Source organism: Arenibacter antarcticus, from assembly GCF_041320605.1.
Classification (GTDB): domain Bacteria; phylum Bacteroidota; class Bacteroidia; order Flavobacteriales; family Flavobacteriaceae; genus Arenibacter; species Arenibacter antarcticus.
Window position 1 is genome coordinate 3,674,125 of sequence record NZ_CP166679.1, and the last position, 16,814, is coordinate 3,690,938.

The following is a 16,814-nucleotide window of genomic DNA, read 5'->3' on the forward strand; positions in this document are numbered from 1 at the left end:
ACTAACCAACCTAAAAACTATTTTTATTGCTGCCTAGAGCTCCTACTTCTAGTAGTAACTTTAGTGGCCTTATTTACCGATCTGGTAGGTGATTTGCTCACCGACCTCGATTTAGAATTTGAGCTTCTACTGCTTACTGTTGGTCGGTTTTTCGACGAACTTCTTACAGTTCCACTACTGCTTTTTCTACTAGGAGAACTGCTCCTAATAGCTGTACTGCGAGATGTTGTTGCGTTACTCTTCTTATTTACAGATGGCCTACTGTTGTTAACTGAACTCCTACCTTTTATGGTAGTGCTCCTATTGACGGTCCTGTTGCCATTATCGTTAGATCTAACGGTGGTACTTCTGCTGACGTTTCCTTTCTTATTACTAGAAGTGCTTCTTACCGTTGTACTTCTATTTCCGGTAGTGTTACCGCTATTATTGGAACGTGCAGTAGTACTTCTATTTACAGTTCGGTTACCGCTATTATTGGAACGTGCTGTTGTATTTCTATTTACGGTATTGTTACCGCTATTATTGGAACGTGCAGTAGTACTTCTATTTACAGTACGGTTACCGCTATTATTGGAACGTGCTGTTGTATTTCTATTTACGGTATTGTTACCGCTATTATTGGAACGTGCAGTAGTACTTCTATTTACAGTACGGTTACCGCTATTATTGGAACGTGCTGATGAACTTCTAGTACTACCCTGATTATTTCTAAGGCCTGCATTTCTGCTATTTACACTTCTGTTGGACCTTTGGTTGGCCTGACTTCTATAACCATTGTCCCTTTCTGCAACACGTTTGTCGTTCCTATATACCGAACGTCTTTTGTCGTGCGACTTATTGTACTTATAATGGTGCCCTACTTTTGCATACGACTTACGGTAATTGTGGTGATAAGGTCTATAGTAACTATATCTGATAGGATTGTAATATCTCCTATAAGGATTGTTATATACCATATGGAACCCAATTAATGGTCTGGCAAAATACCCGTGAAAAGGTCTGTATACATAATTCCGATTATAAACATTGATATAGCCATTATGGTGACTGTAGTGACCGTGATTGTTGTAATACACGTACAGTCCGCCTAATCTTGTAACCCTTCCGTTGCGATATCGAATATCTACCTCACCTATTTGGGTTACCCTACCGTAATAATCGTAATACACGGGAACATTCTCTACCTGGATTATAGCCCCATAATCGTCATATTGTACATAGGGATTATAATCATAACCAGAGTTGAAGGTAATGTTGGCATTTCCAAAATTAACATTGGCATTTACGCCAACCCTGTTGTCGATATAAAAATCGAACTCCCCATCGGGGTATACTGAAAACGTAATGCCATTTTCAACAAATATAAAGGAGTCGTTGTTCTTATAAGCATTGCTTGTTGCAACCTTATCTTTTGTAGTAGACGCTATAGTACCGGAAGTACTAAAAACAAGCGCTGTAAAAAGGAGTATTAAATTTCTCATGATATAAGGTTTTTAATTTAGTGTGCAATAATTTGCGTTTGATTGATATATACCAAACAACATGCCAAAAAACCCGTAAATAGTACAACAGTCTGATTATTAGGGTAATAAACTTATCATAAAGTTGTGTTCTCCAAATGGAATTCGTTTTATTAGACCAATACCTTGAGTGAATTTCTATTTTATTTACATTAAATCACCTAAAATCAATTTTGGTCTATAGTACCTATTTGCCTCTTTGTAACTTCTCTTTTAAATAAGGTGCGGTATAGGAAACCTTGTTATCAGAAACCTCCTCGGGAGTTCCCGATACTATTAGTTGACCACCTTTTTCCCCTCCTTCAAGCCCTAAGTCTATGATATAGTCTGCACATTTTATCAAATCTATATTGTGTTCAATAACAACTATAGAGTGGCCCTTAGCGAGTAAGGCATCAAAAGATTTCAACAATTTTTTAATATCGTGAAAATGGAGCCCTGTAGTAGGTTCATCAAATATAAAGAGGGCTTTGTCCTTTGTAGTTCCCTTCACTAAAAATGACGCTAATTTAATACGTTGGGCCTCTCCACCAGAAAGGGTAGAAGAGGATTGTCCCAAGGTTACATACCCTAGTCCAACATCCTGTAATGGTTTTAGTTTGGTGACTATTTTGGTCTGTTTGTTCCTTTCGAAAAAATCCACAGCATCATCTATAGTCATATTAAGCACATCATCAATATTGGCATCCTCGAACCTAACCTCCAGCACTTCTTTTTTAAACCTCTTGCCGTTACAGGTTTCACATATCAGATGCACATCGGCCATAAATTGCATCTCCACAGTAATCTCACCTTCTCCCTTGCATTTCTCACAGCGGCCGCCCTCTACGTTGAAGGAAAAGTGTTTGGGTTGATAACCTCTGAGCTTGCTAAGTTTTTGCGAGGAAAATAGGCTTCGGATATCATCATAGGCCTTAATATAGGTCACTGGGTTGGATCGCGAAGAACGCCCTATGGGATTCTGGTCTACGTATTCTACATGCTTTAATGAGGTGAAATCTCCTTCAATACTAGTAAACTGACCTGCTTTTTCACCAAATCCGCCAATTTCCTTAAGTACTAGGGGATATAATAGTCGTTTTACCAAAGTACTCTTCCCACTACCAGAGACACCTGTAATAACGGTCAATACATTTAAGGGGAAGGTTACATCTATATTTTTTAGGTTGTTTTCCCGTGCTCCTTTAATTTCTATATATTTTTTATGAGTACGCCTCGTTTTGGGAACGGCTATTTCCATGTCGCCGTTTAGGTAAGCTGCAGTAAGGGATTTGGATTTACATACCTCCTTAAGGGTTCCTTGTGCTACCACCTCCCCGCCATGGGTGCCCGCCAAGGGACCTATATCTATTACCTCGTCCGCTGCCTTCATAATATCCTCATCATGTTCAACAACAATAACCGTATTACCTAAATCGCGCAGGGCCTTTAGTACTACGATTAAATTCTCTGTATCCTTAGGGTGTAGCCCAATACTAGGCTCGTCCAAGATATACATGGAACCTACCAAACTACTTCCTAGGGAGGTTGCCAAATTTATCCGCTGACTTTCTCCTCCAGATAGGGAATTGGATTTCCTGTTGAGCGTTAAATAGCTAAGTCCAACATTGTTTAAAAACCCCAACCTGCTCTCTATTTCTTTAAGCAGTCTGTTTGCTATTTTTTGATCGTTATCATTTAAGCTGATCTCCTTAAAAAATTGAATTAAATTTTCTATGGGCAATTCTACCAGGTCTGAAATAGATTTCCCGGAGACCTTTACGTAGTCCGTTTCTTTTCTCAATCGCTTTCCCCGACAGCTAGTACATTTGGTTTTACCCCTATACCTAGACAACATTACCCTGTTTTGGATCTTATAGCTTTTTTCCTCCAGCATTTCAAAAAACTTGTTCAGGCCGGTAAATTGACTGTTGCCCTGCCATACAAGCTCTTTTTGTTCCTGGGTGAGTTGGTACCAAGGTTTATGAATCGGAAAATCAAATTTATAAGCGGCATTCACCAATTGGTCTCTATAACGACCCATGCTTTCTCCTCTCCACGGAAAAATGGCATTTTCGTATACGGAAAGGGAAGTGTTGGGAATAACCAATTCTTCATCTATACCAATAACGTCGCCATAACCCTCACATTTAGGACAGGCGCCATAGGGATTGTTAAAGCTGAATAGATGTACGTTTGGTTCAAGAAACGAAACTCCATCAAGCTCAAATTTATTGCTGAAAGGTGTATTTTGGCCTGTTGTGAGTTCCTGGATTAAACACTCCCCCTTGCCCTCAAAAAATGCAGTATCAATGGCATTGCCTAGTCTATTGTAAAAATCCTCATCATTCTTAAAAATGATCCGATCTACTACCAATAGAAACTCTCTGCCAATGTCAGTTATTTCATCATCGATCCTTACGACTTCTCCCTGGTATAAAATTCTGGCAAAACCCTGTTTGGATAATAACTGAAGCGATTTTATAGGATCTCTTTCTGCACTAATTTTTATTGGAGCCAGTAACAATAGTTTTGTGCCTTCTTCATACGTTTTCACATGTTCTACCACATCAGTTACTGTATGTTTTTTAACCTCCAAACCAGAAATGGGAGATATGGTCCTACCAATTCTGGCAAACATTAATTTTAAATAATCAAAAATTTCTGTTGAAGTCCCAACAGTAGATCTGGGATTGGTAGAATTCACCTTTTGCTCTATGGCAATAGCGGGTGCTATCCCCTTAATATAATCTACCTTAGGTTTGTCCAATTTACCCAAAAACTGTCGTGCATACGATGATAGGCTCTCTACATATCTGCGTTGCCCCTCCGCATAGAGTGTGTCGAATGCCAAGCTAGATTTCCCCGAACCCGAAAGTCCCGTTATAACCACTAATTTGTTCCTAGGGATTACAACATCGATATTTTTTAAGTTGTGGAGCTTGGCCCCCTTTATTATAATATTGTGCTTTGGGTCTATATCTTTAATTGGGGTCATACGTATATTTAAGATTGCAAAGATACAATATGCGGAATTTATTCGCTAGTGTTATATTGAGTCTCCTATCAGGTACCTACCAAAGCTCTTTATGGTGCATTTGGGGTATAGTTTTACCCAAGTAGCCATTAGATTACACTATAAACACGATTACTTCCCAAAAAATCTCTTGGGACAATTAATTTTTTTTATATTTGGTTTCAATTAAACCCTAAATAGCCTATACGTAACAAAATTACTTTTTTAAAAATCTGATGTGCTTTTCCGCTTTTTAATACAAAAGCGAACATAATTGTTAAGCTAAAAAAAAGTAATTGGTATGGAACTATTAATTGAGGATTCGGTATTGGTAAAAAAATATATGAACGGGAACGAAAGGGCCCTCGAAATATTGGTAAACCGACACAATCAGCGCCTAAGCAGCTTTATTTACTCCAAAGTTCAAGATCGAGAAATCACTGAGGATATTTTTCAGGATACCTTTATAAAAGTAATTAAAACCTTAAAAAAGGGAAATTATAATGAAGAAGGTAAATTTCTGCCTTGGGTAATGAGAATATCCCACAACCTTATTATAGATTACTACAGAAAGAGCCAAAGAATGCCCAAATTTGAAGGGAATAGCGATTTTAATCTTTTCTCTATTATCAGTGATGATAAACTAAATGCTGAACGGCAACTTATCAAGGATCAGATCGACTTTGATCTTAAGGTTATAATAAAGGAATTGCCGATAGAGCAGATGGAGGTGTTGGAAATGCGTATATATAAGGACATGAGTTTTAAGGAAATTTCAGAAAATACTGGGGTAAGTATTAATACGGCATTGGGGAGAATGCGTTATGCCCTGATCAATCTCCGAAAGCTTATTGAAAAGTACAATATAGTTTTAACGAATTAATGGGACGTAAGACGGATTAATAAACTACTGCAGCGGTTATTGTGTTTCTTTATTGATAAACCAATAACCCATGGATGAATTTTACGTTAATGCGAAAGACAAATGTGCCTTAGTTTCTACCTCTTCCAGCAAAATAAAATATCTTTTAAATTACTCCAAATCGCTTTGCATTATTGATTGCGATGGCAAAAGTCAGGAGCATAACCTTAATTGAAACCTAGTTTCCTGTCCAATAATTTCTTGATTGTTGGATAAATTGGGGACCTTTGTGGGCTAAAAGGTGCTACAAGCTGCTTCTTAAATTTGCAAAAGTAGATTCATTTATAAATTTAAATCATTATCAGGGATAAGCATTTTCTTTCATTCCTCTTTTCTACCATTATTTCTAATAGTAGACCAGCAGTATTCTATTTCTATTATTTGTAATTGAGAAACTATTTTTCGACTACAATGAATGTCCCTTAACCTTATAAGAGGATGTGTTTTCATATATTTTGGCTGATTTTCAATTGATTACTTACTTTTTTAAATGCGAACATCCTATAAGGAAAGTAATATGACTTTCATTTACGGCTCCATAACTACAGATTACACTAATTATTATGATGAAAATGACAAAATCGACGTTTGACATCATTTAATGCGGGTTTTACAACATACTTTTTACTCCGCTTCATCATTTATATACATTTATCCTGTTGCTGGTTTACAATGACGTTTTAAGGTTACCCACTTTAAGATAGGCAAAAAAGCAATAAAAGTCCAAATCGAAAGGGGAGACTCTAGATTAACCAAAAACAATAATTTGTATGGAATTGCAAACAGATGACTCGGTATTAGTAAAAGATTACATTAACGGCAATGAAAAGGCACTTGAGATTTTGATCAATAGGCACAACCAGCGTATTAGTAGCTTTGTCTATTCCAAGGTTCTTGACAGAGATGTTACAGAAGATATATTCCAGGATACCTTTATTAAAGTAATCAAGACCTTAAAAAAAGGCTCCTATAGTGAAGAAGGAAAATTTTTGCCATGGGTAATGAGGATCGCACACAATTTGGTGATCGATCACTTTAGAAGGAATAAAAGAATGCCCATGTTTGAAGGGAGCGAAGATTTTAATATTTTTTCGGTCATCAGTGATGATCAATTAAATGTAGAAAAAAAACTAATAAAAGATCAGATCGATACTGACCTCTCAAATTTGATCGAAGAATTACCCGATGATCAAAAAGAAGTACTATTAATGCGTATTTACAGGGATATGAGTTTTAAGGAGATATCTGAAAACACTGGAGTCAGTATTAATACCGCTTTGGGAAGAATGCGTTATGCGCTTATTAACCTTAGAAAAATAATAGCGAAAAACAATATAGTTTTAACGAATTAATGGATACTTTAAAATAATAGAGCAATATTTCCAATTAAGTGACGTTATCTAAACATAACAATACTATAATCTTATGGAAAAAATTTACTCTGAGAATCAAAACAAGTGCAAACTTGCTATAACCAGCCAGGAAACAGTAAAGTTTTTGATGAGCTATTCCAAATCATTGCAGATTATTGAATATAATAATATTCAGTTTGAAAATATTCTAAACTAGGAATAATAAGCCCAGCTTATAAGCTGGGCCTATTGTTTTTGTAATAGGCATTCAAGACCTTTTTTCTACCAATGGTTTTGGTAATAATGTCTTTTTCCATATTCCATCCACGAGCGGGGGAGTATTCTCTGCCATACCAAATAATTTGTAGATGTAGGTCGTTCCAGAGCCTTTTTGGAAATAATCTCTTTGCATCCTTTTCCGTTTGTACTACATTTTTCCCGTTAGAAAAACCCCATCGGTACATTAATCTGTGGATGTGTGTATCTACAGGAAATGCTGGAATTCCAAAGGCTTGGGATACCACTACGCTTGCAGTTTTATGGCCAACGGCCGGAAATTCCTCTAACAATTCCAATTCCCTTGGAACTATACCATCGTATTTTTCTACCAGCATTCTTGAAAGCCCGTAAATACCCTTAGCTTTCATAGGGGAAAGTCCAACTGGTCTAATAATTTCCCTTATCTCATCCACCGACATTTTCACCATATCGTAAGGGTTGTCCGCTTTTTCAAATAATAGTGGGGTAATCTTGTTTACCCTTACATCTGTACTTTGTGCCGATAAGAGTACTGCAATAAGTAGGGTATAGGGGTCCTTATGGTCCAAAGGCACTGGAATTGTAGGATATAATTCTTGTAATGTTTTTATAGCAAAGTCTACTTTTTCTCTTTTAGTCATTTAATGCGTAAATTTATAAAAAATAAGAAACTGACCTATCGATAAGCCAGTTTCCAAAGTAATAAAATTATTTAAGATACTAGTATGAATACACTAAAAGTAGGAGATAAGGTACCGTCATTTACGGCTAATGATCAAGACGGCAATACAATTAAACTATCCGATTATGAGGGGAAAAAATTGGTAGTTTTTTTCTATCCCAAAGCAAGTACCCCGGGATGTACGGCAGAGGCCTGTAACCTAAGGGATAATTATTCGGAACTTCAGGCTCAAGGTTATGAATTATTGGGGGTTAGTGCTGATTCGCAAAAAAGACAATCCAATTTCAGAAATAAATATGAATTCCCATTTCCCCTATTGGCAGATGAAGACCATACCGTATTGAATGCATTTGGGGTATGGGGACCAAAAAAATTTATGGGAAGAAAATATGACGGAATTCACAGAATGACTTTTTTGATCGATGAAAAGGGGATAGTGTCTAAAGTAATAGAGAAAGTTAAAACTAAAGACCACGCTGCCCAAATACTATAATATGACTCCCTAAAAAAACTGTCCAAAAAGGAGAATTAATTCCCGTTTTTGGACAGTTTTTTTATAAGAGTACTTACGTTTACACTTTTTCCTTTTTCTCTTCTTCCTCTTTTTTTCGGGTAAAAAGATGCTTCTTTTTAATTATTGCAGCTACTCCCTCTGGTAGTACAGACTCCCAACCCTCTTCACCATTCATAATCTGTTTAAGTACATCTCTAGAAAAAACATGTAGAATTTCTGGATCGTAATCAATTATATCCATTACTTTACCATTGTACTTGAAAAATTTGTACAATTCCTTCATTCTTGGGTGTACCTTAACGGTATTACTGGTCATTATCTGCCCAGTTTCCTCATTTCTCATTGGATATAAATACACTTTTAAGTCCTTAAAGAACAACTTCCCGAAGGCTTCCAAAATACCCCCACTAAGGTGTCGGTAATACTTCTCGTCAAATATATCTACCAGGTTATTTACACCCATGGTAAGTCCGATTTTGGCTTTGGTGTAGTTACTGAAATACTCTACCAATCTAAAATATTCTTGAAACTTGGAAATCATCACTGTATGGCCCAGGGAGCATAAAAGTTCTGCCCTGTCCATAAAATCCTGCTCATCTATTTCTCCATAGGCCCTGAGGTTGGAAAGGGTGATTTCGAAAATTACCACCGTGTTTTCTTCCTCTACCTTCTGTTCCCTTATAAATATATCATAGGATTTTTTAAACATATCCATATTTACCTTGGTCACCGGTCTAAAACTTCCTCTAAGCGCCAAAATATTTTTTTTGTATAAAAGTGTTGCCGGTAAAAGGTTGTTGCCATCGGGTCCGAACATCACTGCATCGGTCATATCGTTCTTAACCAATTGAAGACTCATCAACCTATTGTCTACCTCAGAAAAATTGGGTCCGGAAAAATTTACCAAATCAATCTCTATGGTATCTTTATCTATATGGTCATAGAGATATTTTAATAATTTTCTAGGCTTATCATGTTTATAAAATGCACCATAAATAAGATTCACCCCTAAAATCCCAAGAGTTTCTTGTTGTAGTCGGGCCTCGTTTTGCTTAAATCGAATATGTAAGATGATCTCGTTAAGTTCCTTTTGAGCAGGATCTAACTGATACTTGATTCCAAGCCATCCATGTCCTTTGTAGCGTTTAGAGAAATCAATGGTAGCCACAGTATTGGCGTAGGAAAAGAACATTCTATCTGGATGAACTTCACGGCTGATTCTATTCTCCATATTTTCCATCTCGTGAGCCAACATCTTCTTTAGCCTAGACTGGGTAACATACCTTCCATCTTCCTCTACACCATAAATAGCATCGCTAAAATCTTTATCATAAGCACTCATGGCTTTGGCTATAGTTCCCGAAGCTCCTCCCGATTTAAAAAAATGACCAGATGTTTCCTGTCCTGCCCCAATTTCAGAAAAGGTACCATAAATGTCGGGGTTTAGATTTATTCGTAAGGTTTTGGCCTTTATGGATGGAACATTGGTAAAGGCAATCTCTTTTTTGAAAGTGGCAGACATAGTGGCTATTTTGCTTATGACAAAGTTAATAAGATTGCGCTATCTATTAAATAAATAAATTATAAATTTGGATTAAATATAATGAGGGTTGAAAATTACTTTTTTAGGTACCGGAACGTCACAAGGAATCCCTGTAATTGGCAGTAAGCATCCAGTATGCCATAGTGAAAACACTAAGGACAAGAGGCTCAGGGTCTCCGTTTTAGTGTCTTGGGATACTTATAATTACGTAATAGATTGCGGCCCCGATTTTAGACAGCAAATGTTGACCAATAATGTGTTTAAAATTGATGGAATTTTATTTACTCATGAACATTCGGACCATACTGCAGGAATAGATGATATAAGACCCTACTTTTTTAGACAGGGAGATATTCCTATCTATGCACACGAGAGGGTGATTACCTACCTAAAGGAACGGTATAATTATATTTTCGCTGATGAAAATCGATATCCTGGTGCACCAGCGGTAGAGATAAATCCCATTAGGAACAATAAACCTTTCAAGATTGGAAATTTAATGGCTATACCCATAGAGGCCCAACACAATCGTTTACAGGTTTTTGGTTTCAGGATTCGTGACTTTGTTTATTTAACGGATGTGAAGAGTATTGAAAAAGTAGAAATGGAAAAAATTAAAGGTGTAAAGGTGTTGGTTATAAATGCCTTGCGTATAGAGCCGCACCATTCCCATTTTAACTTGGAAGAAGCCCTAGAGTTTATTGATGCCATTAAACCTACCACCGCGTATTTAACCCATATAAGCCATTTATTGGGCTTTCATGATGAGGTGGAAAAAATACTGCCCAAGAATGTCCATTTGGCCTATGACAACCTTATAATAGATTGCTAGCCAATAATTCTTTCCTTATAGGACTAAAGAACAGCATTCAAATATTTAAAATCCCGAACCATTAATCAAAAAACAAACACTATGAAATTAGCATAACTGAAAACTGTTTGCAAATACTAATGAAGATTTGCGAACCTGACTACCGTCTGGCAAGTTTACCTGGCGGAGGCAGGGGCAGTCTAAGAATGACCTTTAAAAAACAATAAAATATCTACCTATGAAACAGAAAATTTATCTTTACTTATTTTTATTTATTTCCTTAATTGCCCTATACCAATTTGTAAGCACCAATAATATGGTGAAGGCCAAAAACACGGTAATTGAATCCCAGGCTGAAGAAATGGTTAAAATGGAGGATTCCATTAGAGCCCTACACCTAAATGTATTGGATATGCAGTATTTTTCTTTGGAGAACAATGATGATGCTTTGGCGTACTATGATCATCTAAAACTAAAATCGCCTAGCTTATATATTGCCGATAAATTATTGGAAACCAATGAAAGTAAAGGAGACAATCCCCTGATACCTTATGAAGGTATGGAAAGCGATTTTAAAATCAACAAAATTAAAGTGTTAAACCACAAATGGATTTTGGCCGATTTTTCTGATGGCAAATATTGGGGAGAACTATTGATAAAGTACGAATTAAAGGATGATCTAGGAGTAGATTTCTCCCTTATAGACCACTTGTTGTATACCCGCAGCAATTAGAGATGTAATTAGCTATTCCAAAAGGGATAATGGCAAGGATAACAAACAAAGTCGAAGCTGTTTTTTGTAAAATACTAGTATAAGAATAGTAATACAAACACTGTCTTAGGCCCATTGCCAATAAGCCTTCTGCCAAATACGAGGGTGTTACTATATGGGTTTGGGCTGAAGCCTGGGTTGTGGTAAACTGTGAATCCCCATATAAAGCTATACTTTCAGACGAGTGTGGTGCACTTTCCACGGTCTTTAGGCCGTGGTCTTATAGTAATTAATTGCCTGGGCCTTAGCCTAATATCGCTGCTCGTCTAAAAGTAAAATCAATGACAAAGTTAACCAGAAATGGCACCTATATTTTTGATGGTAATAACTAATCTCTGGTTTTTTGTTTTCTAAACTCTTTTAATTTGTTTTCCGTAATCATAATCGAAAGAATTAAAAAAAACGACCAAATTGCTGCGGTAGCGATGATTGAAATTATAAAACCAAAAAAAATAAGTAAAATAAGTTGGAAGAATATTGTTAAAATACTGAGTTTTAATAGAACCTTCGGCCAGTAAGAATTAGCATAATGCCATAATTCGTTACTAGATATTGCTCTATTCGACCGATATCCATAGGTGCTATTTATATCCTTTGGGAGGACTTTGAATAAACAGGATCGGAATAAACAGAATAACGACAACAAGAAAAATTGATAACAAAATAGGTGTTAGCATAAAAGAGGTGTCTATTTATGATATTTATAAATCGAGTTCTGACAACATAATGTCCTAAAGATTAACTCCCTAAGTCATTACTTTTCAAAATTATGTTGCTTCATTTCTTGCCTTGTGATCATCGTAGAGAAATGTGAGAAATCTTAGCCTAAATTTTATCCTCTAGCCATTTATTAAAAGAGTGAAAATTTTGTGGTGCCACTCCATGGCCTACTGGAAACTCCTCATAAACATGGTCTATTCCCAGCTCCGTTAAAGTATTGGGGACTTTTTGGGCCCAAGTAACAGGAATTACTTGATCTACACTTCCATGCGAAGCATAAATCTTTAGATTTTTGAAGTCGTTTTCCCAGTAATTTTTTAGCAGCATATTGGTGCTAATATACCCACTTAATGCGATCACATTTTTTACAATATGTGGATAGGAGAGGGCCACAGCATAACTTAATATGGTGCCCTGACTAAATCCTAGGAGGGTGACATTTGTTTCGTCCAATCCATAGGCGCTACAGGCTTCTTCTATAAATACTTTAATCTTATCGCGAGAGTTTATTGCTTGTGCCTCGTCATTCCATTTTCCCTGATCGGCTTCAAAATTAATGGTGTACCACATATTGCCGTATGGCTGCATAGGGTAGGGCGCTCGTACCGATATTATACATAGGTCCTTAGGCAGTTCTGGAGCAAAGGAAAAAAGATCTTCTTCATTGCTTCCATAGCCGTGAAACATAAATAGAACAGGGGGTTTACCACTCGTTTGATCAGAGGGTCTAATTAGGTGTTCTAAAGAAAGTGGTGCTGTTGTCATTTTAAGATATAAAAGTGAACCATTTTTGAAAATAAGGACCTAAGATAGGTACTTCCTGTTTTTTATCGTTTAAGGCACTTAAAAAACCATAGAACCAAAGCACTACATAAAAAACGTATAGCCCGTACCAAGCATAATCGCTGTACCAATTGCTAAGAAATAAGGCGAATCCTAAAAACATTAAATGCAATCCAAATGCCTGACGAATGTGGAATCTTGCAAATTCATTTTTAGGTTCAGTATTCATGGAAATGGCGATTAACGCCCCTACCATAGTCATATATGCTACAATTGCCGTGGTCTTTCCCTCTTTTATTACGTTATTCATAGCGGCAAAGTTAATGCAAGTTTAAATTATAAGCATAAAAAGAGGCCTCTAATAGACCTCTCTTTATTGTATAAATAGTTCGTTTATTCACCTATAGTTCCGATAACCGGCAGTTTCTCTACTTTGCCATTATTGGCATTGATTATTCCGAGGACAGCGAATACCAAGGGTACCCATTTTAAAATGCCCAAAAAGGCAACACCTATCATGGAAAGTCCAAACAAGAGGATGGACAATGCTATGGAAAGGATCCAAACTCTTAGTGATTGTTCAATATGAAATTGGACGAATGCGTTTTTTTTGTTACTGTTTACGATAAAGGCAATTAGCAATCCTATTACGAATATATAACTGACTATTGCCATGGTTTTACCTTCATTAATGGTATTCTGATCCATAAATTGTTATTTGTTTTTTCAAAGTTAGTGAATTAATTGGTCGTTGCCTATAATCCCAAGAGCCTTTCCCTTCATTTTTCTGCCTAGGAACGTACTGTTTTTAGAGCTAGATCGTATATGGTCTTCCGTAAATATATATTCGATCTCCGGATCAAATAGGGTAAGTGTCGCCTTCTCGCCGACCTTAAGAACAGGAATAGGTATACCGTACCTTTCTCTTCCCTTGGTAAGCAAGGATATAGTTGTTTCTAGATTAAAAATTGTATTAAGCGTACCAAAAGCACTTTCCAAACCAATGGTGCCGTTTGAGGCATTATCAAACTCAACTCTTTTAAGCTCAATATCCATGGGCCTGTGATCGGTGGTAACAAAATCGATCACCCCATCCTTTAGGCCTTTTACAAGTGCTTTACTGTCCTTTTTAGTCCTAAGGGGCGGCATTAGCTTGAACATGGAATCGAACCCCACCAATGACTCGTCTGTAAAACAGAGGTTATGGATGGCAACGCTGCAACTTACGTCCAATCCTTTTTTCTTGGCTTCTGCAATAAGGCTTACGGATTTTGCTGTTGAAATTGTTGGCAGGTGCAGTCTGCCGCCAGTATATTCCAGAATAAATAGGTCTCTTGCCAGATTCAGTTCCTCGGCTAGGTTGGGGATTCCCTTTAATCCCAGTTTGGTGGAAACTTCACCTTCATTTACAATACCTTTTCCAGCGATTTGCCTGTCCATAGGGAAACTTTGTACTAACCCGTTAAAATTATGGGCGTACTGCAGTGCTATCTTAACGAGGTTTGAATTGTTTATGGGGCGCTTGTAGTCGTAAAATCCCACCGCACCCGCATTTTTCATATCGTATAGTTCGGCCAAACACTCGCCTTCAGATTTCATGGTCAAGGTTCCAAGTGGATGTAGATTAACAGCACTGGATTTAGCAGCATTTTTTAAGAAAATAATATCAGAACTACTGTCCGGAACGGGATTGGTATTCGGGTTGAGGACAATATCGGTAAAACCACTACTGCCTGCTGTATAAAGTCCGTTGGCAATTGTTTCTCGTTCTTCGTAACCTGGTTCCCCAAAGCTAACTCCAGTGTCGAACCAACCTATGGAAACGTGTAAATTTTTATGATCTATGATCGTGACATTATTCTGAATATCCAATTTTGGCGCAATATTTTCTATAATCCCATTTTTGATGTGGATATCTCGCTTTTTTAAATGATAATCTTTATTGGATGGATCTACAATTGTGGCGGATTTTAAGAGTATGTTCATTTTAAATATTTTTGGATAAGAACTTCTATAAGGATAAATGCCAATGCTAAAATAACAAACCATTTCCAAAGCTCGTTTATGCTAGTGTCATTTTCTATTTTGTTGAATACACGTTCTACGCTGTCGTTAACGGAACTAGCTGGTAGATCATTTAAATTTAGATAGTTTAAATTGCTTTCTTTCCTTAGGTTGTTAAAGCTAATAAGGGCCATCGTGTTATCACCTTCACGTATATTATAATTCCCGGCAGTAGTCGGTATTTCCTCAAAGGTCAGGGTGGTTTTGTTGGCGTAAGTTTGTTGATAAGGGATAAACTCCATATTGTTGTTGGATACCTTTATAATTTTGTTTCGCTCCAGGACCACAGGGAGGTCTACGATAGTTTTTTGGCCAATCAACTCATAGTATCTTGAAAGTTTAAGGCTGTTCCACCCCATATTGTAAAAGGTGGGCACTATTAACGGCGAACGAGTGAAGTTGGAGTTTTCTAGTGAAATGGGAGCTGTAAAAAGGTAAACGCCTTGTGCGGCCACTAAAAAGGGATCTCCATTATCAAGAGAAAGTAACTGAGGTAAATTAGATTTGATCTTATAATATTTTTGAAGACTCGGATATTGGAAATTGATGACCTTTTCTTCAAATACATGCTCATACAAGGGATGTTCAAAAGATATGGTGCTAATTTTCCGCTCGCCAAGCATCCCTGCAACCAGTGAAGTATTTGAAAAATTAGTTACCAATAAATTATAATTGTCGAGGTCCGCATCCAAATGAGGGATAATTACCACCTCACCACCATTGTCTACAAAAGATCTAAGCGTATTCTGTAAGGCAATAGGTATGACCTTCAGTTCGTTGAGGATTATTAAGTTTTGGGAGTCTAAAATCCCGTAATTCAAGGATTTTAATAGGAAGTCGGTATATAAAAATTCGTCCTCTCTAAAAATCCGATTCAAAAATTGGTTTTTCTCTTCACTGATGGATAGTACCTTAATCTTTTCCTTCTTATTGATTGCGAAATAAAGGTGATTGTCATATTCAAGGCCCTGATCCGAGATGGAAATTTTCCCGTTGATTACTTTATTGGAAGGCAGGGTAAAAGCAATAGTGCTTTTATGGTTCTCATTGAACACTGCCGATGTTTTAGCAATCAGCTTATCACCATTGAACAAGGAAACCGGGAGATCCTCCCACTTGTCACTACTAGAAAGTTCACAGATCAGGTGTAAGGTTTCTGGGGTAGCCTGTTTCGTATAAAGGGTGTCTATTGCCACATTTATGAGGTTTTTAGAATGTGCCCGCACTAAATGTAAATTTATATCGACTAAAGTGTCAGTAGGTTGGACCGAAACATGGCTTTGAAAATCAGAAATAAGAATTAAATCATTTTCTGAATTTTGGCGGTCTAGATAAAGGCTTTTTGCCTTTAAGTAAATCTCCTCCAAAGTCAATTGATTCCCAGTATAGGGGAGTGCCAAAAGGTCGTTTTTAATATCGCTGGTCTTTACATCCCTAAAAAGGTTGTCATTTGTGAAAAGAGTAAAACTGCGTTCTGTAGGTATGGATCTTAATAACTCCTGTACCATGTTTTCCATGAGAGTACCGGTTTCAGATGCTGCCTGCATACTAAAGGAATTGTCTAGATACAATACAATCTGACTGTTTTTTAAAGCAGATTTTCCAGAAACAAAAGGTTGGGCAAAAGCTAGGATCAAAGCAATAAGCAGTAAGAGGCGGGTAAACAATAAAAGCCACTTCTTTAGCACATTGCTCTTTCTGGACTCGGCAATTACCTTTTTTAGGAACTTAACATTGGTAAAGGGGGTTTTGGTAAACCTGCGCAGTTGGAAAAGGTGAATAACAACGGGGATGAGCAGTAAAAAAAGTAACCAAAGTAGGTCCGGATGTTTAAACAGCATTCCAAAATTTAATTTTTCAAATATAAGAAAGATATTA

The 16,814-nt window shown here is 36.9% G+C and carries 15 protein-coding genes; 5 read left to right on the top strand and 10 right to left on the bottom strand.

Translation table 11 applies throughout. The features are described from left to right. Nucleotides 1-23: 23 nt before the first annotated feature. Together KCTC52924_RS15105 and uvrA are read right to left on the bottom strand one after the other, a co-directional pair. Nucleotides 24-1,481, bottom strand: coding sequence for a hypothetical protein (locus KCTC52924_RS15105; RefSeq protein ID WP_251805596.1), 1,458 nt, complete (start codon nucleotides 1,479-1,481; stop codon nucleotides 24-26). 226 nt (nucleotides 1,482-1,707) lie between these two features. Beyond that, nucleotides 1,708-4,497: an excinuclease ABC subunit UvrA gene (gene uvrA / locus KCTC52924_RS15110; protein WP_251805597.1), complete on the bottom strand. Its 2,790-nt coding sequence runs from the start codon at nucleotides 4,495-4,497 to the stop codon at nucleotides 1,708-1,710. A 319-nt stretch (nucleotides 4,498-4,816) separates the two neighbouring features. Here uvrA and KCTC52924_RS15115 point away from each other — a divergent pair, with 319 nt between their 5' ends. Then, complete coding sequence (locus KCTC52924_RS15115; protein WP_251805598.1) at nucleotides 4,817-5,398, top strand: RNA polymerase sigma factor; 582 nt, start codon at nucleotides 4,817-4,819, stop codon at nucleotides 5,396-5,398. Between the two features lie 809 nt (nucleotides 5,399-6,207). Beyond that, nucleotides 6,208-6,789, top strand: a complete 582-nt coding sequence (locus tag KCTC52924_RS15120; protein WP_251805599.1) for an RNA polymerase sigma factor — start codon at nucleotides 6,208-6,210, stop codon at nucleotides 6,787-6,789. Between the two features lie 233 nt (nucleotides 6,790-7,022). Here the strand turns inward: KCTC52924_RS15120 and nth are convergent, their stop codons facing one another. Then, nucleotides 7,023-7,688: an endonuclease III gene (gene nth / locus KCTC52924_RS15125; RefSeq protein ID WP_251805600.1), complete on the bottom strand. Its 666-nt coding sequence runs from the start codon at nucleotides 7,686-7,688 to the stop codon at nucleotides 7,023-7,025. A gap of 84 nt (nucleotides 7,689-7,772) precedes the next feature. On the opposite strand from nth, the gene bcp reads away from it, so the two are divergent. Then, nucleotides 7,773-8,222, top strand: coding sequence for a thioredoxin-dependent thiol peroxidase (bcp, locus tag KCTC52924_RS15130; protein WP_251805601.1), 450 nt, complete (start codon nucleotides 7,773-7,775; stop codon nucleotides 8,220-8,222). 79 nt (nucleotides 8,223-8,301) lie between these two features. Here the strand turns inward: bcp and KCTC52924_RS15135 are convergent, their stop codons facing one another. Further along, entirely contained in the window at nucleotides 8,302-9,765 is a 1,464-nt protein-coding gene (locus tag KCTC52924_RS15135; protein WP_251805602.1) for a TonB-dependent receptor, read from the bottom strand. Between the two features lie 88 nt (nucleotides 9,766-9,853). On the opposite strand from KCTC52924_RS15135, the gene KCTC52924_RS15140 reads away from it, so the two are divergent. After that, on the top strand, nucleotides 9,854-10,618 hold the full coding sequence (locus tag KCTC52924_RS15140; protein WP_251805603.1) for an MBL fold metallo-hydrolase: 765 nt from the start codon (nucleotides 9,854-9,856) through the stop codon (nucleotides 10,616-10,618). Nucleotides 10,619-10,835: 217 nt separating this feature from the next. Next, on the top strand, nucleotides 10,836-11,330 hold the full coding sequence (locus tag KCTC52924_RS15145; protein ID WP_251805604.1) for a hydrolase: 495 nt from the start codon (nucleotides 10,836-10,838) through the stop codon (nucleotides 11,328-11,330). 367 nt (nucleotides 11,331-11,697) lie between these two features. On the opposite strand, the gene KCTC52924_RS15150 is transcribed toward KCTC52924_RS15145, so the two are convergent. From KCTC52924_RS15150 to KCTC52924_RS15175, 6 genes are all read right to left on the bottom strand, one after another. Beyond that, nucleotides 11,698-12,015: an SdpI family protein gene (locus KCTC52924_RS15150; protein ID WP_353057432.1), complete on the bottom strand. Its 318-nt coding sequence runs from the start codon at nucleotides 12,013-12,015 to the stop codon at nucleotides 11,698-11,700. A 179-nt stretch (nucleotides 12,016-12,194) separates the two neighbouring features. Beyond that, entirely contained in the window at nucleotides 12,195-12,854 is a 660-nt protein-coding gene (locus KCTC52924_RS15155; RefSeq protein WP_251805605.1) for an alpha/beta hydrolase, read from the bottom strand. Between the two features lies 1 nt (nucleotide 12,855). Then, on the bottom strand, nucleotides 12,856-13,182 hold the full coding sequence (locus KCTC52924_RS15160) for a hypothetical protein (RefSeq protein ID WP_251805606.1): 327 nt from the start codon (nucleotides 13,180-13,182) through the stop codon (nucleotides 12,856-12,858). Between the two features lie 83 nt (nucleotides 13,183-13,265). Next, nucleotides 13,266-13,580 carry a DUF4870 domain-containing protein gene (locus KCTC52924_RS15165; protein ID WP_251805607.1) on the bottom strand — a complete coding sequence of 105 codons (315 nt, stop codon included), beginning with the start codon at nucleotides 13,578-13,580 and terminating at the stop codon, nucleotides 13,266-13,268. A gap of 24 nt (nucleotides 13,581-13,604) precedes the next feature. Further along, a complete protein-coding gene (locus KCTC52924_RS15170) occupies nucleotides 13,605-14,858 on the bottom strand; it encodes a dihydroorotase family protein (protein ID WP_251805608.1) in 1,254 nt (417 codons plus the stop codon). Then, nucleotides 14,855-16,777 (bottom strand): BatA domain-containing protein, encoded by a 1,923-nt coding sequence (locus tag KCTC52924_RS15175; protein ID WP_251805609.1) that lies wholly within the window; start codon nucleotides 16,775-16,777, stop codon nucleotides 14,855-14,857. Before KCTC52924_RS15175 ends, KCTC52924_RS15170 begins: the two co-directional genes overlap by 4 nt. Nucleotides 16,778-16,814 lie beyond the last annotated feature (37 nt).

Excerpts from the sequence above, each read along its gene's own strand:
- KCTC52924_RS15165 (WP_251805607.1), bottom strand. The coding sequence starts at position 13,580 with ATGGATCAGAATACCATTAATGAAGGTAAAACCATGGCAATAGTCAGT.
- nth (WP_251805600.1), bottom strand. The coding sequence starts at position 7,688 with ATGACTAAAAGAGAAAAAGTAGACTTTGCTATAAAAACATTACAAGAA.
- KCTC52924_RS15155 (WP_251805605.1), bottom strand. The coding sequence starts at position 12,854 with ATGACAACAGCACCACTTTCTTTAGAACACCTAATTAGACCCTCTGAT.
- KCTC52924_RS15115 (WP_251805598.1), top strand. The coding sequence starts at position 4,817 with ATGGAACTATTAATTGAGGATTCGGTATTGGTAAAAAAATATATGAAC.
- uvrA (WP_251805597.1), bottom strand. The coding sequence starts at position 4,497 with ATGACCCCAATTAAAGATATAGACCCAAAGCACAATATTATAATAAAG.
- KCTC52924_RS15145 (WP_251805604.1), top strand. The coding sequence starts at position 10,836 with ATGAAACAGAAAATTTATCTTTACTTATTTTTATTTATTTCCTTAATT.
- KCTC52924_RS15120 (WP_251805599.1), top strand. The coding sequence starts at position 6,208 with ATGGAATTGCAAACAGATGACTCGGTATTAGTAAAAGATTACATTAAC.
- KCTC52924_RS15105 (WP_251805596.1), bottom strand. The coding sequence starts at position 1,481 with ATGAGAAATTTAATACTCCTTTTTACAGCGCTTGTTTTTAGTACTTCC.
- KCTC52924_RS15135 (WP_251805602.1), bottom strand. The coding sequence starts at position 9,765 with ATGTCTGCCACTTTCAAAAAAGAGATTGCCTTTACCAATGTTCCATCC.
- KCTC52924_RS15175 (WP_251805609.1), bottom strand. The coding sequence starts at position 16,777 with ATGCTGTTTAAACATCCGGACCTACTTTGGTTACTTTTTTTACTGCTC.
- KCTC52924_RS15170 (WP_251805608.1), bottom strand. The coding sequence starts at position 14,858 with ATGAACATACTCTTAAAATCCGCCACAATTGTAGATCCATCCAATAAA.
- KCTC52924_RS15160 (WP_251805606.1), bottom strand. The coding sequence starts at position 13,182 with ATGAATAACGTAATAAAAGAGGGAAAGACCACGGCAATTGTAGCATAT.
- bcp (WP_251805601.1), top strand. The coding sequence starts at position 7,773 with ATGAATACACTAAAAGTAGGAGATAAGGTACCGTCATTTACGGCTAAT.